Raw genomic sequence first — 20,218 nt, forward strand, 5'->3', positions numbered from 1 at the left:
GTCAGAGAGAGTCAGCCCGCGTACGGGTCGGGCACTTCTCCCGGCCGGGCCAGGAACTCGAAGTCGCAGCCGGTGTCGGCCTGGGTGATCTGCTGGTCGTAGAGCGCGCCGTAGCCGCGCCCGTACCGCGGGGGCGGCGGCGTCCACGCGGCCCGACGGCGCGCCAGCTCCTCGTCGTCCACGTCGAGCCGGAGGGTGCGGGCCGCGACGTCGAGGGTGACGGAGTCCCCGGTGCGGACGAGTGCGAGGGGTCCGCCGACGTACGACTCCGGCGCGATGTGCAGCACGCAGGCGCCGTAACTGGTGCCGCTCATCCGGGCGTCGGAGATCCGCACCATGTCCCGCACGCCCTGCTTGAGGAGGTGGTCGGGGATGGGCAGCATGCCGTACTCGGGCATGCCGGGGCCGCCCTTGGGCCCGGCGTTGCGCAGGACGAGCACGCTGTCGGCGGTGATGCCCAGCGACGGATCGTCGATGGTGCGCTGCATGGTCCGGTAGTCGTCGAAGACGACCGCCGTTCCGGTGTGCTTGAGCAGGTGGGGCTCGGCGGCGATGTGCTTGATGACCGCGCCGTCCGGGCAGAGGTTGCCGCGCAGCACCGCGACTCCGCCTTGGGCTGCCACCGGGTTGGACCGCGGCCGGATGACGTCGTCGTCGTGCACCCGGGCGCCGGCGAGCTGCTCGCGGTAGGTGTCGTACGACACCGTGGGCCGGTCCAGGTGGAGCAGGTCGGGGATGCGGGAGAGGAAGCCGGGGAGGCCGCCCGCGAAGTGGAAGTCCTCCATGAGGTACCGCCGGCCGCCGGGGCGGACGTTGGCGAGGACGGGCACGGTGCGGGCGATGCGGTCGAAGTCGTCGAGGGTGAGCCGCACCCCCGCGCGTCCGGCCATGGCGATGAGGTGGATGACGGCGTTGGTGGAGCCGCCCAGCCCGAGGACGGTGGTGACGGCGTCCTCGAAGGCCTCGGGGGTGAGGAGCCGGGAGAGCCTGAGGTCCCGGTGGACGAGTTCGACGACGCGCATCCCGGATCTGGCGGCCATCCGGTCGTGCCCGGAGTCGACGGCCGGGATGCTGGACGCGCCCGGGACGGTCACGCCGAGCGCCTCGGCGGCGGCGGTGAGGGTGGAGGCGGTCCCCATGGTCATGCAGTGACCGGGCGAGCGGGCGAGCCCGCTCTCCAGCTCCGCCATCTCGCAGTCGCCGATGAGACCGGCGCGCTTGTCGTCCCAGTACTTCCACATGTCGGTGCCGGAGCCGAGGACCTCGCCCCGCCAGTGCCCGGGGAGCATGGGGCCCGCGGGCACGAAGACGGTGGGCAGGTCGACGGAGGCCGCGCCCATGAGGAGCGCCGGGGTGGACTTGTCGCAGCCGCCCATCAGCACGGCCCCGTCGACCGGGTACGACCGCAGCAGTTCCTCGGTCTCCATGGCGAGGAGGTTGCGGTAGAGCATGGGGGTCGGCTTCTGGAAGGTCTCCGAGAGGGTGGCGACCGGGAACTCCAGCGGGAATCCGCCCGCCTGCCAGACACCCCGCTTGACCGCCTGCGCCCGGTCACGGAGGTGCACATGACAGGGGTTGATGTCCGACCAGGTGTTGAGGACCGCGATGACCGGCTTGCCGAGGTGCTCCTCGGGGAGGTAGCCGAGCTGGCGGGTGCGGGCGCGGTGACTGAAGGAGCGGAGCCCGTCGGTGCCGTACCACTGGTGGCTTCTCAGCTCTTCGGGCCGCTTGCGCGGGATGTTCCCGCCGGCGTTCACAGGGACCATCCGGCGGCTATGGCGGCGACCTCGGCGCGCCGTTCCTCGGGCAGCAGCCTGCTGGGCGGGCGGACGTCGCGGCGGCAGAGGCCGAGGGAGGCAAGCGCTTCCTTGACGACGGTGACGTTGTCGGCGGAGCCGTTCGCGGCGCGGAGTTCCTCGAAGCGGCGGATCTGTTCCCAGACCTTCATGGCGGCCGGGTAGTCTCCCGATCGAAGCGCTTCGATCATATTCAGCGAAACGGCCGGGGAGACGTTCACGAGGCCGGAGGTGAAGCCGGTGGCGCCGGCCGAGAAGTAGGAGGGTGCGTAGGGTTCGGCGAGCCCCGCGACCCAGACGAAGCGGTCGAGCCCCGCGTCACGGGCGAAGGCGGCGAACTTGGCGGCGTCCGGGACGGCGTACTTGACGCCGATCACGTTGGGGCAGGCGTCGGCGAGTTCGGCGAGGCGGGCGCCGGGGAGCTGGGCGTTGCGGACGTACGGGACGACGCCGAGGTCGGGGACGGACGCGGCGATGGCCCGGTGGTAGTCGACCCAGCCGGCCTGCGAGACGTACGGGTGAATGGGCTGATGGACCATCACCATGTGTGCGCCGTGCTCGCGGGCGTGCCGGGCGGAGGCGACGGCGGTGGGGATGTCGTGCCCGACGCCGACGAGGACGGCGGCCCGCGCCCCTGCCTCGGCGAGGGTCGACTCGGTGACGAGCTGCCGCTCCTCGGGGGCGAGGGCGTAGAACTCGCCGGTGTTGCCGTTGGGGGTCAGGGTGCGCACGCCGCCGTCGAGGAGCCGGCGCAGCAGGGCCCGGTGGGCGTCCTGGTCGACGCTGCCGTCCACGGCGAAGGGGGTCACCGGGATGGCCACCACGTCGGCCAGGGCCGCCCGTTGGGTCTCGAACGCCACGCTGCTCATTCCTGGCCTTCCTGGTCGGCCGCCCGGGGGAACGCCCGGTCGACGAAGGACGCGATGTGGGCGTGCAGGGTGCGGGCGGCACCGTCGGCGTCGCCCGCGAGTGCCAGCCGCAGGATCTCGCGGTGCTCACCGGCCTCCTGTTCCCAGGAGGGGGAGGCGGCCCAGGCGACGGCGGAGACGAGGGCGGCCTGGTCGCGGACCTCGTCGAGCATCCGGCCGAGGAGCGGGTTGCCGCACGGGAGGTAGAGAGCGCGGTGGAAGTCGCGGTTGGCGAGGGAGCGTTCGGCGGTGTCGCCGGCGTCGTCGGCGCGGGTGAGGGCGTCACGCGCGGCATCGAGGGAGGCGTCGCGCCGCACGGCCCGCCGGAGGGCCTCGGGTTCCAGGAGCAGCCGTACGTCGTAGACCTCGCGCGCCATGTCCGCGTCCACCATGCGCACCGTGACGCCCTTGTACTGGCTCATCACGACCAGCCCGGTCCCGGCGAGGGTCTTGAGCGCCTCCCGCACGGGGGTCTTGGACACCCCGAACTGGGCGGCGAGCTCGGTCTCCACCAGGGCCTGACCCGGCGTCAGCTGCCCGGTCAGGATGCGGTGTTTGATCGCGTCCAGCACGAACTGCGTACGGGACGGAATCGGCATGGGCACAGAGGTCATGCGCGCCTCTCGGGGTCACGTATCAGGTGCGGGACCTGATCTGACGTATCTGATCTCGCGTATCGCGTCTCATATATGACGTATGAAGTGCGACGCGGATGAAGGTAGGAGGACGGCCGTGTTTCGTCAATGCTTCTGACAGAGGTGGCCGGTGCGGGCAGCGCCGGCCCCCTGCCCGTGGGGCGACTGCTTACGTCCTCGCGGTGCCGTTGCGCAGCACGTTGACGACGAGGTCTCCGTCGGACGAGGTCTCCACGACGATCCTGTGCCGCCCGTCTTCCGCGGTCATGCGCCGGTGCGCCACCCGCCCCCTGCACCCGATGGTCATGATGGTGCTGAAGCCGTCGAGGGGCGGCGTGTGGTCCAGGACGAGACGCAGGAGCATGGTCCGGGACTGCCACACGGACCCGACGATCCAAAGAAGCTGCTGGTCCGTGATCCCGTCCTGCCCGAGGTCCCGCAACTCCATGAAGCCCAGCGCCGCGTGCGCCTCCTGCCAGGCGTCCGGGTCGTCGTTCAGCATGCGCTCGATCGTGGCGGAGTCGGTCGTGGCGACGAAGCAGGGGTCCTGGAGGAGGTCCCGGACGGCACCGACGTCCGCGGCGTGGGCCGGCAGATGGGCACGCAGGTAGAGGTCGGCGGGGCGGTCGTTCTGCTCCTGGTATCGCTCCTTGAGTTCCTCCCGCAGCGCGGCGGCGATGTCCTCGCGGGCGCGTGCCGGTGCCGTGGCGCGGAGTTCCTCGGCGAATGTCTCGTGATACAGCCGGTAGACGGTTCGCCCGGCGGAGTCGAGCGCTTCCACCAGGAAGGGGCCGGCCACTTCGAGCAGCCTTCGGACATCCCTGCTGTGGAGTGGTTCGCCGTTGTTGAAGACCTTCGCCATCACCCGTGGCCACAGCCGTCCGCCCCACGGAAGTCCCGCTCCGTGGGAGAAGGCCAGGCCGCTGAGAAGAGCCGCCATGGTCCTGAACTCACCGTCGTCGGAGCACCTCGCGCGTAGCGCCTCGCGGAACAGCCGCCCGATCGTCCGCGGGTCGGCGCTCGGCGTACCGTCCTCGGTCTCGGGGCCGAGCGGGTCAGGAGAAGGTCCGTGCGCCGCCGTCGGCCACTGCGCCAGCAGACGGACCAGGAGACGGTTGCCGTGGGAGCGGGCCACGATCGCCCCCGCCTGTTGCGAAGCCTCGTCGGCGGAGCGGACCGCTTCGCCTCCGGGACCGTACGGATGGAGCAGCAGCCGGGTGGCGTAGGCGTGCAGGTCGGCTTCACTGTTCCATCGAGGGTCGTCCAGGTCGAGGTGCTCGCCGGGGCCCAGCTCGGTGAGGAGTGCGGTGGGCACTGCCGTGATCACGCGCATCATGGGCAGTTCGGCCAGGTCCCGCAAGAGCTCGGCGATTTCCCCGGGGCGTTCGGAACCCGCCGTTTCGGGTGCCTCACCCACGGCGTCGACCAGCAGGACGAACGGGCGAAGGCGCCGGCGCAACAGGGTTTTGAGTGGGCCGTAGTGCGTTTCAGGAGCGACACCCTCGGCTATGGCGACCTCTCTGACGAGGTCGTCCCGTGATTTGTCACGTGCGTCGACGAGAGCGACCGTCAGCGGTGGCGGTTTGCCCGGCTCTCCGGTCTCCGCCTTCATCAGCCGCCGGAATTCCGTCAGCAGCGCCGTCTTTCCCGTTCCCGGTGCTCCGGTCACCGCGAGCGGGCGGCTTGTGTCCTCGGTGTGGAACACCCAGGTCCTGAGGTGATCGAGGGCCTCGGTGCGACCGGTGAAGCAGCCCGCCCCCGCTGCCCGCTTCTCGTTCGGGGGCAGCGCGCTGTGGGACCAGTTCCTCAGTTCCGCGACGCTGACGGACTCCGGCGGAGCGTCCGGATCGTAGCGCGGGTTGGGGAGAAACGGCGGATCGTCGCGGTCGGTCAGCAGCGTTGCGAGTGTGGCGTCCTGTTGGTCGTGACCCTGTTCCTTGAGTTTCTCACTGACAACTTCGACGACCGTCTCCAGCAGCAGCTTCCTGGAGCGTATTCCACCGCACTCGCCACTCCCGATCGCGCTTTCCAGTGCGGTACGGAAGGCGGAATCGGCGGCCCTCTGGTATTTGCGCGCGGCGGAGATGATCGAAAAAGAGACCAGCCTGCCGTTGAACGCCTCGTTCTGCCTGCCCATGTCGAGGGCTGCCTGGTGGGCGACTTCGCGTATGGCGTCGGTCGCACCACGGGCCGCGTAACAGGTGTCGACTACGAGCAGCAGCCGCCGTACATTGCGCTCGGTGAAGATCCGCACCAGGTCCTCGGTGGGCAGAGCCGTCGAGGTGGGCTTCATGCGCCGGCTGTCCGGGCACATCAGGTAGTGGCGGTCGCCTATGTGTTCTCCGTGACCGGCGTAGTAGACCACGACCGTGTCGGCTCCCGTGAACGGTTCGTCGCCGGGGGACACCAGGTGGGTGCGCACCTCTTCCGCGGTTCTGTCGAGGAACGGTTCCGGCGGGCGGGGTTCGTAGGCGAACTCGCGAGTGAACAACTCGGTCATCCGGATGAGGTCCTCTTCCACGCCCGTGAGCGGAGCGAGTTGCCGGTCCGCGTGGTAGTCCGCCGCGCCCAGTGCGTAGAAGAGCCGACGCACAGCTTGTGTCATCGCCTCGGCCTCTCGTTTCAGGAGTCGGCAGCGATACGGTCCAGAACCGCCTGGATGATCCTCTGCTGCTGCTCCGGCGTCGCCCTTGTGAGTTTCATTTCGACGCCGTCCACGGAAATCTCCACCGCACGATCCGTACGCGTCATCCAGTTGAACAGGGAATGCAGCAGGTCCCGCAGCCAGCCGATTTCCTCCAGCCGCACGAACAGTGCGCCGACCACCGCCAGGGCTCCTCGCGTAACGGGAGCACCGGGCTCCGCCTCCTCGAACAGGAGGTCGACATCACCCTTGCCGGAATGAGCGAGTTCCGATTTCAGATCTTCGGCGAACTCACTCAGGTCGCTGGATTCTTCGCCGGGTTGCTGCTCGATGAAGAGCTTTACGTCCACGGGAACCATCCCCCACAGCGGGTCAGGTGCGGCAGAAGACGACGAGATCAGACGGATCGTACCGTGAACTCCTTATGCCCGAGGGGAAGTTGGCGGAATCGGCCCATGGCCCGTGGCGGTGAACGGTATTGGGTGGAAAGCAGGGAATGCAGTGCGGTCCTGGGAACCGGCGGGTGGAATGCCGCCGTGTCGCGAGCACACCGTGTCGAGCACACCGTGTCGCGAGCACACCATGCCGCGAGCACCTCAGAAACCCCTCGCCTCCCCCTCGCGCGCCACACTGGTGGGCCGTCCCGACACCACTCCCGCCCGGGCGGCCGCCATCTCCCGGGTCAGTGCCGGCCCCACATGGGTGATGAGCAGTTCCCGCGCCCCCGCCTCCCGGGCGATCCGTCCCGCGTCCTCCGGGGTCAGATGAACCCGTTCGCCCCCACGATGCCTGTCGAGGTCGGCCTCGCACAGGAAGACATCCGCCCGGACGGCCAGCTCGGCGAGGGCGGCGCACGGTCCGCTGTCTCCGGAGTACGCGAGCACGCTCCCCTGGCACTCGGCGCGCAGCCCGTAGGCCTCGGTGCCGTGGGCCACCGCCCGGGTGGCGAGCCGCAGGTTCCAGTGCTGGACGGCGTGGCCGTCGTACAGCGGCCGGAAGTCGAACACCCCGCCCAGGAAGCCCAGATCCGGCCGGCCGAAGAAGCCCGCCAGCCGCTGCGCGCACTCCTGTGGCGCGTAGACCGGGATCGGTGCGGCCGGTGTCAGTCCGCCGAAGGCGTAGGCGTAGGCGGCGGCCAGCAGATCCGCACTGTGATCCGCGTGCAGATGCGAGATCCAGATCGCCGTGAGCCGCGCCGGGTCCGTGTGCCGCTGCAGTTCCGCGAACGTCCCCGTCCCCGCGTCCACCCACACCTCGGCGCCCCCGCCCCGCACCAGGTAACCGGAGCACGGGCGCCCGGGCCGAGGGCAGGGAGAGGCGGTGCCGAGGACGGTGAGGCTCAATGGCATGGCGAGGAGAGTACGGATCCGGGCCTCCGCCCGCTCACTGATCGAGCTCTTTCACGGCTTGGCCCCCATGGGCCGGCCTCTCACCGCCGACCCCCTTTCGGCCTGCCCCTCAGGGCTTCCATCCCGGGTCCCGGCCGCTCAGGCCCACCGCGCGGTCCAGCAACCGCGCGCCCTCCGGCACCGGCACGAGGGGGCCGAACGGGCCGCGGTCGCCCGCCGCCGCCATCCGCAGGAAGCCGTACGCCGCCTCCAGCGCCGCCGGGTCCGGGACGTACTCCTGGCCGGTGGCCCGGGCCAGGTCCCAGCCGTGGACGACCAGTTCGTCGGCGGCCACCGCGCCCGCCACCCCGCCGGGCAGGTCGACCCCGCCGGCACGCGTCATGCCGTCCCACGCGGACGGGTCCCGCCAGGCCTCCGCCAGTGCGTCGAGCGCCTTGGGCAGTTCCTGCCGCCACTCCGGTCCGAGTACCGGCAGCGACGCGTCGGGGCGGTGGTCGGTGGTGGTCCCCAGGTTCTTGTGGGCCGCGTCCCGGAAGGCCACGGACAGGCCCGCCACATGGCCCAGCAGGTGGCGGACCGCGTAGTCCGGACACGGCGTCGACTCCGCGAGCTGCCCGTCCGCCACCCGCTCCGCGAGTTCCGCCACGATCCTCGCCTGCGGGCCCAGGTCGATCATGGTCGTACCAGTCATTGCGCTGCCTCCCGGTGCACCGGCTCGGTCGCCGTCTGCTTCAAGGGGTGGACCGGGCCGCCTTGCGAAACTCATCGATCCGCCATACCGACACCCCGCCCAGGAAGCACCACAGCGCGATCACGGGGTCTCAGATCGCACACCCGAACGACGAGTCGAGGAGGAACGGGATCAGCGGCGAGCCCTTGATGTCGTGGACGATGTCCCACGTCGTGTGCATCAGCCAGCCGACGCCGATGAAGGTCCAGGAGTCCAGGCCGCGGTAGGCGACACCGGTGGCCAGTGCGGTGAACGCGAACTCCCAGCCGCCCAGGCCGCCGCCGCTCAGGTACGCGGCCCCCGCGCCGGCCACCATCACCGCGTTGAGGCGGCGCCGGTGCGGTTCGCGGATGAGGGACATGAGGAGGACGTAGCGCATGAAGCCGACCGTAAAGTCGCGGCCGTACCCGCCCCATGGGCATGACGGACAGGTTCCGACGGATTCCCGCCGGACTATCCGCACCGCGTTCTAAGGCACCTGCCCGATCCGGTCACCCCCGCCTTAGATCCACGATGACCAGGCATGACACCCACCTCATGGGCCGTGGCCCGCCTGCTCCGCGACCGCAACGCGGCCCTGTACCTCACCGGCGTCGTGGTCTCCGGCTTCGGCACCTCCGCGCTCTGGCTCGTCTCGGGCGTCTGGGTCAAGGACCTCACCGGCTCCGACGGCCTCGCCGCCCTCTGCACCGCCGCCCTCTGGGCCCCCACCCTCCTCGGCCCCGTCCTCGGCACCCTCGCCGACCGCGTGCGCCGCAAACCCCTGGTGATCCGCACGAACCTCGCCCTGGCCCTCCTCCTGCTGTCCCTCTGGACGGTCTCCTCCCCTGCCGACGTCCGGCTGCTCTTCGCCGTCCTCCTCCTCTACGGCGCGGCGGGCGTGGTCGAGGACGCGGCCGAATCCGCCCTCGTCGTCGCCGCCGTCGACCCCGCCCTCCTCGGCGACTTCAACGGGCTGCGGATGACCGCCCGCGAGGGCATGAAGCTGGTCGCCCCGCTGACCGGCGCCGCGCTGTACACGGCGTACGGCGGGCCGAGCGTGGCGTTGCTGGACGCCTGCACCTTCGTGCTGGCGGCAGGGCTGTGCGCGCTGCTCCGGGTGCGGGAGGAGCGGCCCGAACGGGCGCGCGGCACCTGGCGGGGGCAGACCGCCGAGGGGGTCCGGCTGCTCTGGGCGCACCCGGCCCTGCGGCCGCTGGTCCGGGCCGGCGGCGCCACGATGTGCCTCGCCTCGCTCGGCAGCAGCCTGAACTACGCCGTGGTGGACGCCCTCGGCCGCTCCCCCGCCTACACGGGGGTGATGTACGCCGTCCAGGGCGTCGGCTCGGTCGGTGTCGGGCTGGTCTCCGGACCCCTGCTGCGGCGGCTCGGGGAGCGGCGGTTCGCGGCGTACGGGATCGCGCTGACGGGGGTGGCGGTGGCGGGGCGGGTGGTGCCATGTGACACAGCACTCCTCGCGTGCAGCCTCGCGGCCGGTCTGGGCCTGCCCTGCGTCCTGATCGCCGCCTACACCGCCGTACAGCGCGAGATCCCGGCCGCCGCGCTGGGGCGGGCGACCGCGACGGCCGACACGCTGATGTTCACACCGAACGTGATCGGACTGGCCGTCGGGGCCGCCCTCGTCGAACTCGTCGACCACCGGCCGCTGTTGCTGCTCCTCGGCGGCGCGCTGCTGGCGACCGCCGGGTCACTGGCTCAGCGCAACGCCTCCCGCACCGCCGCCAGGTCACCGTCGGACGCCAACCCGGCGTGATACAGCCGCAGTTCGGTGGCGCCCCGGTCACGGGCACGCGCCGCGTCGGCCGCGAGGGTCCCGGGGCTGCCGCCCATCCCGGAGACCACCGTGAAGTTGGCGGCCAGGACGGTGTCGTGCCGCGCGTGCTCGGCGAAGGGGGCCAACAGGGCCGTACCGCCCGCGCACGGGACCACGACGCCGTCCGCGACGGACAGGATCCAGGCCGGGTCCACTCCGGCGTTGGCTCCGCAGTGGTACGTCACCGGGTCCGCGTGCAGGAGCACCTGGAAGCCCGCGGGCGCCGCGGCGCGTACGGCGGACACGGCCGTCTCCTGGAGTGTGCGGGCCTGTCCGTCGCGCCACGCGCGCGTGGCGGCCGCCACCGGCTCGCCGAGCAGCTTCTCCACCGTCGGCCAGCCGGCGTCGTCACCGGCGCCCCGCCAGAGCGGCTCCAGGGCCTCCCGTACAGCGGCGGCCAGCTCGTCGGCGGCCAGGCCCTGTTCGCCGTACCCGGTCCGGCAGGTGGGGCAGAAGCAGAGCGCCATCAGGTACTGGCCGGCGCCCCCCAGGCCGACCCCGGCGGTCTTGTCGTGGGCGTGCAGGTGCTGGAGGCCGTACCAGCCGAGGGACTCCAGTTCGGTGCCGGCCGCGCCGGGGCGTACGGCGGCCTCGGCGGCGAGGTCGGCCAGGTACGCGCGCGTGGCGGGCTGGGCGATGCAGGGTGCCCAGGGGTAGCGGTCGCCGTAGGCGTTGACGACCGAGGTGTCCGGATGCTCGGCGCCCAGGCGGGAGTTGTGGGCGAGGATCACCCAGGTGTGGACGTCGAGGCCGGCGCCGCGCAGGGCTTCGGCCGCCTCGCCGTAGGCGTCGCCCGGTGCCCAGTCGCCGGCCGGGTAGGGGCGCAGTGCCCGGCCGGTCCAGCGGTCGTCCGCCGGGTAGTAGACGGCGGCGTGTTCGGCGGTGACGATGCGGTGGCGGGGGTGGCGGGGGGTCAGTGCCCGGGTGGAGTGGTAGGCGGAGGCGAGGGTCGCCTGGTGCACGCCGAGCCCGGCGATGCGGTCCGCGGCCTCCGGGTCCCCGGTCACGTCCCAGGGGTAGACGAACGCCGACGCCTTCAGCCGGCCTTCTCCGGACGCGCGCGATCGTCCTGCTCCGGTCGCGCGCGATGGTCCTGCTCCGGTCGCGCTCACGCGTCCTCCTCCAGCAGCGCGTACCCGCGCTCGATCAGCTGGGCGAGCTGCTTCACGTGGTCCTCGGCCGGCTCGTGCAGCGGGGGGCGGACCTCGCCGACCTCCAGGCCGCGCAGCCGTACCCCGGCCTTGACGAGCGAGACGGCGTATCCCCGGCCCTGGGCGCGGAGTTCGACGAACGGGCGGTAGAAGCCGTCCAGCAGGCGCTCGGCCGTCGCCCTGTCCCCGTCGCGCAGGGCGGCGTGGAAGGCGAGGGCGATCTCGGGGACGAAGCAGAAGACGGCGGAGGAGTAGAGGTCGATGCCGATGGCCTGGTAGGCGAGCTGGGTCTGTTCGGCGGTGGGCAGGCCGTTGAAGTAGAGGAAGTCGCCCGGGACCTCGGTGCGGACGGCGCTGACGATGCGCTGCATGAGGTCCAGGTCGCCGAGGCCGTCCTTGAAGCCGATGATGCCCTCGGTGCGGGCGAGTTCGACGACCGTGGGCGGGGTGAAGACGGCGTTGTCCCGCTGGTAGACGATCACGGGGAGGCCGGTGGCCGCCGCCACTTCCCGGTAGTGCCGCAGCAGGCCCTCCTGGCCGGCGACCACCAGGTAGGGCGGCATGGCGAGCAGGCCGTCGGCGCCCGCGGCCTCGGCGAGACGCGCGTAGCGTACGGCGAGCGCGGTGCCGTAGCCGGCGCCGGCCACCACCGGTACCCGTCCGTCGGCCGCCGCCACGGCCGCGCCCACGCAGGCCTCGAACTCCTCGGGCAGCAGAGCGTGGAACTCCCCCGTGCCACAGCAGGCGAAGACGGCGGCGGCGCCGGCCTCGACGCCCCGGCCGACATGCTCGCGGTAGGCGTCGAGGTCGAGGGAGCCGTCGGGGCCGTAGGCGGTGACGGGGAAGAAGAGCGGCCCGCGCGGGTCACGAAGCCGGGCGGCGAGAGGGGCTGGCGTCACGGGCGCTCCCTGTCGAGGCGGTCGACACCGTTCGCTGCAGAGCAGATCGACAAGGCGATGCATGTCTCTGATCGATGTCTATATTCATGAACGTGACCACGTTACGAGGCAGCCTCCGGGCCGGTCAAGGCGACAAACGACCAACAGTCGAGCGGATTCCCGCACTCCACGGCACACTTGACTCGGCACGTGACACCTCCCTAGCGTGTCCATGAATGTGAATTCCATACACGGATGCGACCGGCACTTGATCCAAGGAGACCGTGGATGCCCACTCCCCGCACGCTACTGCTCACCGGTGCCGCCGGCGGACTCGGCACCCTGATGCGGTCCCTGCTCCCGGAGTACGGCTACGAGCTGCGCCTGTTCGACGTGCGCCCGATCGAGGGCGAACCGGACGCGATCACCGCCGATCTCGGCGACACGGCGGCGCTGCGCGAGGCGGTGCGGGGCGTGGACGCCGTGCTCCACCTCGCGGGGATCTCCCTGGAGGCGCCCTTCGAGAAGATCCTCCGCTCGAACATCGAGGGCACCTACAACCTGTACGAGGCCGCCCGCCAGGAGGGCGTCCCGCGCATCGTCTTCGCCTCCTCCAACCACGCCGTCGGCTTCACCCCGGCCCCGGGCGCGGGCGACCCCCTCATCGCGATCGACACCCCGCGCCGCCCGGACACCTACTACGGCCTGTCCAAGGCGTTCGGCGAGGACCTCGCCCAGCTGTACTGGGACAAGCACGGCCTGGAGACCGTCTCCGTCCGCATCGGCTCCTGCTTCGCGGAGCCGGCCGACGTGCGGATGCTCTCGGTGTGGATGAGCCCCGCCGACGGCGCCCGTCTCTTCCACGCGGCCCTGACCGCCGGGGAGGTCGGCCACACCGTCGTCTACGGCTCCTCCGCCAACACCAGGCTGTGGTGGGACCTGAGCACCGCGCGGGCGCTCGGCTACGAGCCGCAGGACGACTCCGAGCAGTTCGCCGCGAAGCTGATCGCCGAGCACGGCGAGCTGGACCCGGAGAACCCGGCCCACACCCACCTGGGCGGCCGCTTCGTGAACGACCCGCCGATCTGGCCGTACTGAGGACGTTCCGAAACCGAGGACGTACCGAAGCCCAGGACGTACCGAAGCAGTACCGAAAACCATCGTTCGAAACAGCGGACGGGCACCGAACGGGCCCGTCCGCTTCCGATTCGGGCACAGATCATGCCCGATCTCACGTCACCCACAGCAGCGCCCCAGGTCCGAGACGGGCACGCCTGAGCGCAACCGGGCGTATACGGGCAGCATCGGGTTCGCAACAGGCCTGGTCAGGGCCGTGCGCCGGAGGTACAACTTCCCCCATGGCCCGAACGGGCAGCTCCACAGGGAAGTGGGTGACGGTATGACCACCAGGACGGCGGAAGAGCGCCAGCGCGAGATCGTGCGGGCCGCCCGGACCACCGGTTCCGTGGACGTCACCGCGCTCGCCGCGGAACTGGGCGTGGCCAAGGAGACCATCCGGCGCGATCTGCGCGCGCTGGAGGACCACGGGCTGGTGCGGCGAACCCACGGCGGCGCCTACCCGGTGGAGAGCGCCGGTTTCGAGACCACGCTCGCGTTCCGGTCGACCAGCCATGTCCCGGAGAAGCGCCGGATCGCGTCCGCCGCCGCCGAGCTGATCGGCGACGCCGAGACCGTCTTCGTCGACGAGGGCTTCACCCCCCAGCTCATCGCCGAGGCGCTGCCCGGGGACCGGCCGCTGACCGTGGTCACCGCGTCCCTGCCGGTGGCGGGCGCGCTCGCGGAGGCCGAGAACGTCTCCGTCCTGCTGCTCGGCGGCCGGGTCCGCTCCGGCACCCTCGCCACCGTCGACCACTGGACGACGAAGATGCTCGCCGGCTTCGTCATCGACCTCGCCTACATCGGCGCCAACGGCATCTCCCGCGAACACGGCCTGACCACCCCCGACCCGGCGGTCAGCGAGGTGAAGGCGCAGGCGATCCGGGCCGCGCGCCGCACCGTGTTCGCGGGCGTGCACACCAAGTTCGGGGCGGTCAGCTTCTGCCGGTTCGCGGAGATCGGCGAGCTGGAGACCATCGTCACCAGCACCCTGCTGCCCGCCTCCGAAGCCCACCGCTACTCACTCCAGGGCCCCCAGGTCATCCGCGTCTGACACCCCGCCGACAGTCCCCGAGCCGCAGTACTCCACGCCCGCGTGAACACGTTATATCCCCATAAGTTCCCCAGTTCTCCCCATCAGTTTCTCCAGGAGCACCCCATGCGAACCCAGAGCCGCAGAACGCCCCGCGCCCTGTTTGCGGTGGCCGCCGCAGGAACGCTGACCACCTCGCTGCTCGCCGGCTGCTCGGGCGCCGGCGCGGGCGGTGGTTCCTCCGCCCACTCCATCAACGTCCTGATGGTGAACAACCCGCAGATGGTGGAGCTGCAGAAGCTCACCGCCGCCAACTTCACCAAGGACACCGGGATCAAGGTGAACTTCACCGTGCTGCCCGAGAACGACGTCCGCGACAAGATCAGCCAGGACTTCGCCAACCAGGCCGGCCAGTACGACGTCGCCACCCTCTCGAACTACGAGATCCCGATCTACGCCAAGAACAACTGGCTGGAGCCGATCGACTCGTACGTCAAGAAGGACACCGCCTTCGACCAGCAGGACATCCTCAAGCCGATGCAGCAGGCGCTCACCGCGGCCGACGGCAAGCTCTACGGAGAGCCGTTCTACGGCGAGTCGTCCTTCCTGATGTACCGCAAGGACGTCTTCCAGAAGAAGGGGCTGACCATGCCGGCCCATCCCACCTGGCAGCAGGTCGCCGACCTGGCCGCCAAGGTGGACGGCGCGGAGCCCGGTATGAAGGGCATCTGTCTGCGCGGGCTGCCGGGCTGGGGCGAGATGCTGGCTCCGCTGACCACGGTCGTCAACACCTTCGGCGGCACCTGGTTCGACAAGGACTGGAAGGCGCAGCTGGACGCCCCCGAGTTCAAGCAGGCCACGCAGTTCTACGTCGACCTGGTCCGCAAGCACGGCGAGGCCGGCGCCGCCCAGTCCGGCTTCGCCGAGTGCCTGAACGACACCACCCAGGGCAAGACCGCGATGTGGTACGACGCCACCTCCGGCGCGGGTTCGCTGGAGGCCACCGGCTCCCCGGTCAAGGGCAAGATGGGCTACGTCCCGGCGCCGGTCGAGAAGACCGACAGCTCCGGCTGGCTCTACACCTGGGCATGGGGCATCCAGAAGGCGTCCAAGAACCCCGACGACGCCTGGAAGTTCATCTCGTGGGCGTCCAGCAAGGGCTACGAGAAGCTCGTGGGCGAGAAGGCGGGCTGGGCCAACGTGCCGGCCGGCAAGCGCACCTCGACGTACGACATCCCGGAGTACCGCAAGGAGGCGGCCGCCTTCGCGGACGTCACCCGGGACGCCATCGCCAGCGCCAAGCCCAACGACCCGGGTGTGCAGCCGCGGCCCGCGCCCGGCATCCAGTTCGTCGACATCCCCGAGTTCACCGACCTGGGCACCAAGGTCTCCCAGGAGATCAGCTCCGCCGTCGCCGGCCAGCAGTCCGTGGACGACGCACTGAAGAAGGCACAGAAGCTCGCCGAGGCCGTAGGCAAGAAGTACGAGGGATCATGACCGCCACCGCCTCCGCCCGGGTCGCCGCCGCCTCCGCGCGGCCGGCGCCCCGGCCGCCCTCCGACCGTCTGCGGGCCTGGGCCACCCGGGCCCCGCTGCTGCCCGCGCTGGTCTTCATGATCGTGGTGACCCAGCTGCCGTTCGTGGCGACCGTGGTGATCTCGTTCTTCGACTGGAACGCGCTCTATCCGAAGGACCGCCACTTCACCGGCATCGACAACTACCGCCAGGTCCTGACCGACCCGGACCTGCGCCACTCGGTGTGGACGACGGTCCTGCTGACGGTCACCGTGGTGCTGGTCAGCCTGGTCCTGGGACTGGTGGTGGCGCTGCTGCTGAACCGGAAGTTCCGGGGCCGGGGCGTGGTCCGCACCCTGATGATCGCCCCGTTCCTGATCGTCCCGGTCGCGGCGGCGCTGCTGTGGAAGCACGTGCTCTACAACCCCGAGTACGGCCTGCTCAACGGCCTGCTGCACTACGTCGGCGGCCCCCAGCCGGACTGGATCTCGGACAACCCGCTGATCGCGGTCGAGGCCGCCCTGGTGTGGCAGTGGACGCCGTTCATGATGCTCATCCTGCTGGCCGGGCTGCAGAGCCGCGACCAGCAGCAGCTGGAGGCGGCCCGGGTGGACGGCGCGAGCGACTGGCAGATCTTCCGCTACCTGACCCTCCCGCATCTGCGCCGGTACCTCGAACTCGGCGGCCTGCTGGGCTCGATCTACATCGTGCAGAACTTCGACGCGGTCTTCACGATCACCTCCGGTGGCCTGGGCACCGCCAACCTCCCCTACACCGTCTACCAGAGCTTCTACCAGGCGCACGAGAACGGCCTCGCCTCGGCCGCCGGCGTCGTGGTGGTCATCGGCTCGATCATCATCGCGACCTTCGCCCTGCGTGTGGTGTCGTCGCTGTTCCGCGAGGAGGTGTCCCGCGCATGAACACCGCCCTGAACGTTGTCCGACGCAACGGACTCGGGCTGGTCGCCTGGCTGACCGGGATCGTGTTCTTCCTGCCCATCGCCTGGATGGCGCTGACGTCCTTCCACTCCGAGGCGGACGCGGCGACCAACCCGCCGTCCTTCACCGCCGCCCTCACCCTGGACAGCTACCGCGAGTTCTTCGGCGTCGGCGGCGGGGCGAGCCCGTGGCCCGCCCTGATCAACTCGGCGATGGCGTCGGTGGTCTCGACGCTCTTCGTCCTCCTGCTGGCCTTCCCGGCGGCCTACGCGCTGTCGATCCGCCGGGTGCGGAAGTGGACGGACGTGCTGTTCTTCTTCCTCTCCACGAAGATGCTGCCGGCCGTGGCGGGCCTGCTGCCGATCTACCTCTTCGCGAAGAACGCCGGGATGCTCGACAACATCTGGCTCCTGGTCATCCTCTACACCTCCATGAACCTGCCGATCGCGGTGTGGATGATGCAGTCCTTCCTCGCCGAGGTCCCGGTCGAGGTCATCGAGGCCGCGCGGGTGGACGGGGCCCGGCTGCCGACGATCCTCGCGCGCGTGGTCGCCCCCATCTCCCTCCCGGGCGTCGCCGCCACCGCGCTGATCTGCTTCATCTTCAGCTGGAACGAACTGCTCTTCGCACGTGTGCTGACGGGCGTGGTCGCCGAGACCGCCCCCGTCTTCCTGACCGGCTTCATCACCAGCCAGGGCCTGTTCCTGGCGAAGGTGTGCGCCGCGTCGCTCGTCGTCTCCCTGCCGGTGCTCGCCGCGGGGTTCACCGCCCAGGACAAACTCGTCCAGGGCCTGTCCTTGGGAGCCGTCAAATGAAGGCCGCCGTCATCGAGTCCGTGGGCCGCGCCGTCGTCACCGAGGTCCCCGACCCGACACCGGGCCCCCGCGAGGTCGTCGTGGAGGTGGCCGCGTGCGGCCTGTGCGGCACGGACCTGCACATCCTCCAGGGCGAGTTCGCCCCCAAGCTGCCGATCGTGCCGGGCCACGAGTTCGCCGGCGAGGTGGTCGGCGTCGGCTCCCAGGTGACCGAGGTGGCGATCGGCGACCAGGTCGCGGTCGACCCGTCCCTGTACTGCCACGAGTGCCGGCAGTGCCGCAGCGGCCACAACAACCTCTGCGAGCGGTGGGCCGCGATCGGCGTGACCGTGCCGGGCGGGGCCGCACAGTACGCGGTGGCCCCGGTCGCCAACTGCGTGAAGCTCCCCGAGCACGTCCGCACCCAGGACGCGGCCCTCGTCGAGCCCTTGTCGTGCGCGGTGCGCGGCTACGACATCCTCCAGTCCCGGCTCGGCGCGCACGTCCTCATCTACGGCTCCGGGACCATGGGCCTGATGATGCTGGAGCTCGCCAAGCGGACCGGCGCGGCCAGCGTGGACGTGGTGGACCTGAACCCCGCCCGCCTGGAGACCGCACGGCAGCTCGGCGTCTCCGGCTCCGCCGCGAACGCCGACGAACTGGACCGCCCGCGGGGCTGGGACGTGGTGATCGACGCGACCGGCAACGCGGCGGCGATCCAGGACGGCCTGGAGCGGGTCGCCAAGGCCGGCACGTTCCTCCAGTTCGGCGTCGCCGACTACGCCACCCGGGTGACGATCGACCCGTACCGCATCTACAACCAGGAGATCACCATCACCGGCTCCATGGCCGTCCTGCACAGCTACGAGCGGGCGGCGGAGCTGTTCGCGAACGGCGTCCTGGACCCGGACGTCTTCATCAGCGACCGGCTCCCGCTGGACAGCTACCCGCAGGCGCTGGAGCAGTTCGCGGCCGGCGTGGGGCGGAAGATCGTGGTGGTGCCGTAGAAGTTTAAGGGAACGGTAAAGAGAGGTCGTTCGTTCACCCGGCATGACAGCTATGACCCCTGGCTCGAACATCCCTCTCCCCGCCCCCCGGGTGGCGGTGGACGTCGCCGCTCCGGTGCGGCTCGACGTGTCGGGCCTGCTGCTCACGGGCGACGGCAAGGTGCGCTCCGACGACGACTTCATCTTCTACAACCAGCCGAACGGGCCCGGTGTGACGTACCGCTCCGGCGGCGGTACGTCCCCGGACGCGATCATCGTCGACACGGCCGCCCTGCCGCCCGGCATCGAGAAGATCGTGGTCACCGCGAGCCCCGACGCCGCGGGCCAGACCTTCCAGGGCATCGAGCCGACGGCGACGATCCGCAACGCGGACGACGGCTCGGTGCTGGCCACCTTCACCCCGCCGCAGCTGGGCACGGAGACGGCCCTGGTGGTCGTGGAGATCTATCTGCGGGGCGGCGCGTGGAAGGCCCGCGCGGTGGGCCAGGGGTACGCCGACGGCTTGGCCGGTATCGCGACGGACTTCGGCGTGACGGTGGAGGAACCGGCACCCGCCCCGGCGGCCCCGGTCGCCCAGCCGACTGCCCCGGTCGCCCAGCCGGCGGCTCCGGTCGCCCAGCCCGCGCCCCCCGCGGCTCCTCCGGCCCCGCCCGCGGCACCCGCTCCCGGCGCCGGGAAGATCAACCTCGACAAGGGCAGGGTCAGCCTCCAGAAGAACCAGACCGTGTCCCTGGTCAAGGGCGGCCGCCCGCTGCTCTCCCAGGTCAAGATGGGCCTGGGCTGGGAGCCGGCGTTCCGCGGCAAGGACATCGACCTGGACGCCTCGGTCATCGCGTACGGCCCACAGCGCAACCACGTCGACAGCTGCTACTTCGGCAAGCTGTCCATCCTCAACGGTGCGATCAAGCACTCCGGTGACAACCTCACCGGCGAGGGCGGCGGCGACGACGAGGTGATCGTGGTCGACCTCGGCCGGATCCCCCCGGAGGTCACCGGCCTGGTCTTCACGGTCAACTCGTTCTCCGGCCAGAAGTTCACCGAGGTCGCCAAGGCCTACTGCCGCCTCCTGGACGCCGCGACCGGCGAGGAACTGGTCCGCTTCGACCTGACGAGCGCCGAGGCGCAGACGGGCGTGATGATGGCGAAGCTGATCCGCCAGTTCTCCGGCGAGTGGGACATGACGGCGATGGGCTCGTTCGTGAAGGCACGGACGGTACGGAACATGGTGAAGCCGGGGTCGGAGGCGCTCTGACCCGGGCTCGGTGACGGGTGTGCGGCCGTGGGCGCTACGGCCGCAGCCCCTCCGTGAGCAGTGACAGATAGCGCCGGATCTCCTTGCCCTGCCCGTTGGCCAGTTCCGACGCCGTGGCCAGTCCGTGCGCCAGGCGCAGGACTTCGATCGGCTCGATGTCGGAGCGCAGGGTGCCCTCCGCCTTCGCCGCGTCCACCAGGCGGGTCGCCGCGCCGCGGACCGTCACACCGCAGGCCGCGACCGTGGCCGAACTGCCGTCCGTGACCGCGGAACCCAGCAGCGCCTTCAGGCCACGCACCTGGATGGTGGCGACGCACAGTTCGTTCAGCCACTCGGTCAGCGCCGCGCCCGGCGGAAGGACCGCGGCGAACTCGTCGGCCTTCGCCGCCAGCCCCTCCAGCCGGTCCACGAACGCGGCCTCCAGCAGCGCCTGCCGGGTCGGGAAGTGCCGGTAGAGCGTGCCGGAGCCGACACCCGCCCGTTTGGCGATGTCGTCAAGCGACGCGTTCTCCCCCTGCTCGGCGAAGGCCTCGACGGCGACCTCCAGCAGTCGCTCGTAGTTGCGGCGAGCGTCCGCGCGCATGGGCCTGACCTGCGTCATCCAGTTACTCCTTGCGAACCGGGGACTCTCTCCGTATCTTATCGAACACTAAACGGAG

Annotated in this window: 18 protein-coding genes and 1 pseudogene; 8 read left to right on the plus strand and 11 right to left on the minus strand. The window is 70.8% G+C overall.

Annotation, left to right across the window (positions count from 1 at the left end; genetic code table 11):
- Window positions 1-11 precede the first annotated feature (11 nt).
- The 8 genes and pseudogenes from araD to ACFWPS_RS17830 form a co-directional block, all read right to left on the minus strand.
- Window positions 12-1,766 carry an L-arabinonate dehydratase gene (gene araD, locus ACFWPS_RS17795; protein ID WP_383706030.1) on the minus strand — a complete coding sequence of 585 codons (1,755 nt, stop codon included), beginning with the start codon at window positions 1,764-1,766 and terminating at the stop codon, window positions 12-14.
- Complete coding sequence (locus ACFWPS_RS17800) at window positions 1,754-2,665, minus strand: dihydrodipicolinate synthase family protein (protein WP_383706032.1); 912 nt, start codon at window positions 2,663-2,665, stop codon at window positions 1,754-1,756. The genes araD and ACFWPS_RS17800 overlap by 13 nt, the downstream gene beginning before the upstream one ends.
- Window positions 2,662-3,318 (minus strand): GntR family transcriptional regulator, encoded by a 657-nt coding sequence (locus ACFWPS_RS17805; RefSeq protein WP_383706034.1) that lies wholly within the window; start codon window positions 3,316-3,318, stop codon window positions 2,662-2,664. Before ACFWPS_RS17805 ends, ACFWPS_RS17800 begins: the two co-directional genes overlap by 4 nt.
- 190 nt (window positions 3,319-3,508) lie before the next feature.
- On the minus strand, window positions 3,509-5,944 hold the full coding sequence (locus tag ACFWPS_RS17810) for a caspase family protein (RefSeq protein ID WP_383706036.1): 2,436 nt from the start codon (window positions 5,942-5,944) through the stop codon (window positions 3,509-3,511).
- A gap of 17 nt (window positions 5,945-5,961) precedes the next feature.
- Entirely contained in the window at window positions 5,962-6,333 is a 372-nt protein-coding gene (locus ACFWPS_RS17815; RefSeq protein WP_383706038.1) for a hypothetical protein, read from the minus strand.
- 246 nt (window positions 6,334-6,579) lie between these two features.
- Window positions 6,580-7,332, minus strand: a complete 753-nt coding sequence (locus tag ACFWPS_RS17820) for an MBL fold metallo-hydrolase (protein WP_383706040.1) — start codon at window positions 7,330-7,332, stop codon at window positions 6,580-6,582.
- A gap of 109 nt (window positions 7,333-7,441) precedes the next feature.
- Entirely contained in the window at window positions 7,442-8,023 is a 582-nt protein-coding gene (locus ACFWPS_RS17825) for a TIGR03086 family metal-binding protein (protein WP_383706042.1), read from the minus strand.
- A 40-nt stretch (window positions 8,024-8,063) separates the two neighbouring features.
- A pseudogene (locus ACFWPS_RS17830) lies at window positions 8,064-8,441 on the minus strand (DUF6010 family protein).
- Between the two features lie 144 nt (window positions 8,442-8,585).
- Here ACFWPS_RS17830 and ACFWPS_RS17835 point away from each other — a divergent pair.
- On the plus strand, window positions 8,586-9,815 hold the full coding sequence (locus tag ACFWPS_RS17835; protein ID WP_383706044.1) for an MFS transporter: 1,230 nt from the start codon (window positions 8,586-8,588) through the stop codon (window positions 9,813-9,815).
- Here ACFWPS_RS17835 and ACFWPS_RS17840 read toward each other — a convergent pair.
- Entirely contained in the window at window positions 9,758-10,915 is a 1,158-nt protein-coding gene (locus tag ACFWPS_RS17840) for a hypothetical protein (protein ID WP_383706166.1), read from the minus strand. The genes ACFWPS_RS17835 and ACFWPS_RS17840 overlap by 58 nt on opposite strands.
- A gap of 68 nt (window positions 10,916-10,983) precedes the next feature.
- Window positions 10,984-11,925 carry a 5-dehydro-4-deoxyglucarate dehydratase gene (locus ACFWPS_RS17845; RefSeq protein ID WP_383706046.1) on the minus strand — a complete coding sequence of 314 codons (942 nt, stop codon included), beginning with the start codon at window positions 11,923-11,925 and terminating at the stop codon, window positions 10,984-10,986.
- A 267-nt stretch (window positions 11,926-12,192) separates the two neighbouring features.
- Here ACFWPS_RS17845 and ACFWPS_RS17850 point away from each other — a divergent pair, with 267 nt between their 5' ends.
- The 7 genes from ACFWPS_RS17850 to ACFWPS_RS17880 all read left to right on the plus strand — a co-directional run bounded on the left by ACFWPS_RS17850 (window position 12,193) and on the right by ACFWPS_RS17880 (window position 19,559).
- A complete protein-coding gene (locus ACFWPS_RS17850; RefSeq protein WP_383706048.1) occupies window positions 12,193-13,002 on the plus strand; it encodes an NAD-dependent epimerase/dehydratase family protein in 810 nt (269 codons plus the stop codon).
- A 301-nt stretch (window positions 13,003-13,303) separates the two neighbouring features.
- Window positions 13,304-14,074, plus strand: coding sequence for a DeoR/GlpR family DNA-binding transcription regulator (locus ACFWPS_RS17855; protein ID WP_350786403.1), 771 nt, complete (start codon window positions 13,304-13,306; stop codon window positions 14,072-14,074).
- A gap of 105 nt (window positions 14,075-14,179) precedes the next feature.
- Window positions 14,180-15,550 carry an ABC transporter substrate-binding protein gene (locus ACFWPS_RS17860; protein WP_383706050.1) on the plus strand — a complete coding sequence of 457 codons (1,371 nt, stop codon included), beginning with the start codon at window positions 14,180-14,182 and terminating at the stop codon, window positions 15,548-15,550.
- Window positions 15,547-16,488, plus strand: coding sequence for a carbohydrate ABC transporter permease (locus tag ACFWPS_RS17865; RefSeq protein WP_383706051.1), 942 nt, complete (start codon window positions 15,547-15,549; stop codon window positions 16,486-16,488). Before ACFWPS_RS17860 ends, ACFWPS_RS17865 begins: the two co-directional genes overlap by 4 nt.
- A complete protein-coding gene (locus tag ACFWPS_RS17870; protein ID WP_383706053.1) occupies window positions 16,485-17,321 on the plus strand; it encodes a carbohydrate ABC transporter permease in 837 nt (278 codons plus the stop codon). The genes ACFWPS_RS17865 and ACFWPS_RS17870 overlap by 4 nt, the downstream gene beginning before the upstream one ends.
- Window positions 17,318-18,307 carry a zinc-dependent alcohol dehydrogenase family protein gene (locus tag ACFWPS_RS17875; RefSeq protein WP_383706055.1) on the plus strand — a complete coding sequence of 330 codons (990 nt, stop codon included), beginning with the start codon at window positions 17,318-17,320 and terminating at the stop codon, window positions 18,305-18,307. Before ACFWPS_RS17870 ends, ACFWPS_RS17875 begins: the two co-directional genes overlap by 4 nt.
- Window positions 18,308-18,359: 52 nt before the next feature.
- Window positions 18,360-19,559: a TerD family protein gene (locus ACFWPS_RS17880; protein ID WP_383706057.1), complete on the plus strand. Its 1,200-nt coding sequence runs from the start codon at window positions 18,360-18,362 to the stop codon at window positions 19,557-19,559.
- Window positions 19,560-19,593: 34 nt separating this feature from the next.
- Here ACFWPS_RS17880 and ACFWPS_RS17885 read toward each other — a convergent pair whose 3' ends face one another.
- A complete protein-coding gene (locus ACFWPS_RS17885) occupies window positions 19,594-20,160 on the minus strand; it encodes a TetR/AcrR family transcriptional regulator (RefSeq protein ID WP_383706059.1) in 567 nt (188 codons plus the stop codon).
- Window positions 20,161-20,218 lie beyond the last annotated feature (58 nt).

This window comes from Streptomyces sp. NPDC058457, from assembly GCF_042720695.1.
Lineage (GTDB): Bacteria > Actinomycetota > Actinomycetes > Streptomycetales > Streptomycetaceae > Streptomyces.

Excerpts from the sequence above, each read along its gene's own strand:
- araD (WP_383706030.1), bottom strand. The coding sequence starts at position 1,766 with ATGGTCCCTGTGAACGCCGGCGGGAACATCCCGCGCAAGCGGCCCGAA.
- ACFWPS_RS17800 (WP_383706032.1), bottom strand. The coding sequence starts at position 2,665 with ATGAGCAGCGTGGCGTTCGAGACCCAACGGGCGGCCCTGGCCGACGTG.
- ACFWPS_RS17805 (WP_383706034.1), bottom strand. The coding sequence starts at position 3,318 with ATGACCTCTGTGCCCATGCCGATTCCGTCCCGTACGCAGTTCGTGCTG.
- ACFWPS_RS17810 (WP_383706036.1), bottom strand. The coding sequence starts at position 5,944 with ATGACACAAGCTGTGCGTCGGCTCTTCTACGCACTGGGCGCGGCGGAC.
- ACFWPS_RS17820 (WP_383706040.1), bottom strand. The coding sequence starts at position 7,332 with ATGCCATTGAGCCTCACCGTCCTCGGCACCGCCTCTCCCTGCCCTCGG.
- ACFWPS_RS17825 (WP_383706042.1), bottom strand. The coding sequence starts at position 8,023 with ATGACTGGTACGACCATGATCGACCTGGGCCCGCAGGCGAGGATCGTG.
- ACFWPS_RS17835 (WP_383706044.1), top strand. The coding sequence starts at position 8,586 with ATGACACCCACCTCATGGGCCGTGGCCCGCCTGCTCCGCGACCGCAAC.
- ACFWPS_RS17850 (WP_383706048.1), top strand. The coding sequence starts at position 12,193 with ATGCCCACTCCCCGCACGCTACTGCTCACCGGTGCCGCCGGCGGACTC.
- ACFWPS_RS17855 (WP_350786403.1), top strand. The coding sequence starts at position 13,304 with ATGACCACCAGGACGGCGGAAGAGCGCCAGCGCGAGATCGTGCGGGCC.
- ACFWPS_RS17860 (WP_383706050.1), top strand. The coding sequence starts at position 14,180 with ATGCGAACCCAGAGCCGCAGAACGCCCCGCGCCCTGTTTGCGGTGGCC.
- ACFWPS_RS17865 (WP_383706051.1), top strand. The coding sequence starts at position 15,547 with ATGACCGCCACCGCCTCCGCCCGGGTCGCCGCCGCCTCCGCGCGGCCG.
- ACFWPS_RS17870 (WP_383706053.1), top strand. The coding sequence starts at position 16,485 with ATGAACACCGCCCTGAACGTTGTCCGACGCAACGGACTCGGGCTGGTC.
- ACFWPS_RS17875 (WP_383706055.1), top strand. The coding sequence starts at position 17,318 with ATGAAGGCCGCCGTCATCGAGTCCGTGGGCCGCGCCGTCGTCACCGAG.
- ACFWPS_RS17880 (WP_383706057.1), top strand. The coding sequence starts at position 18,360 with ATGACCCCTGGCTCGAACATCCCTCTCCCCGCCCCCCGGGTGGCGGTG.
- ACFWPS_RS17885 (WP_383706059.1), bottom strand. The coding sequence starts at position 20,160 with ATGACGCAGGTCAGGCCCATGCGCGCGGACGCTCGCCGCAACTACGAG.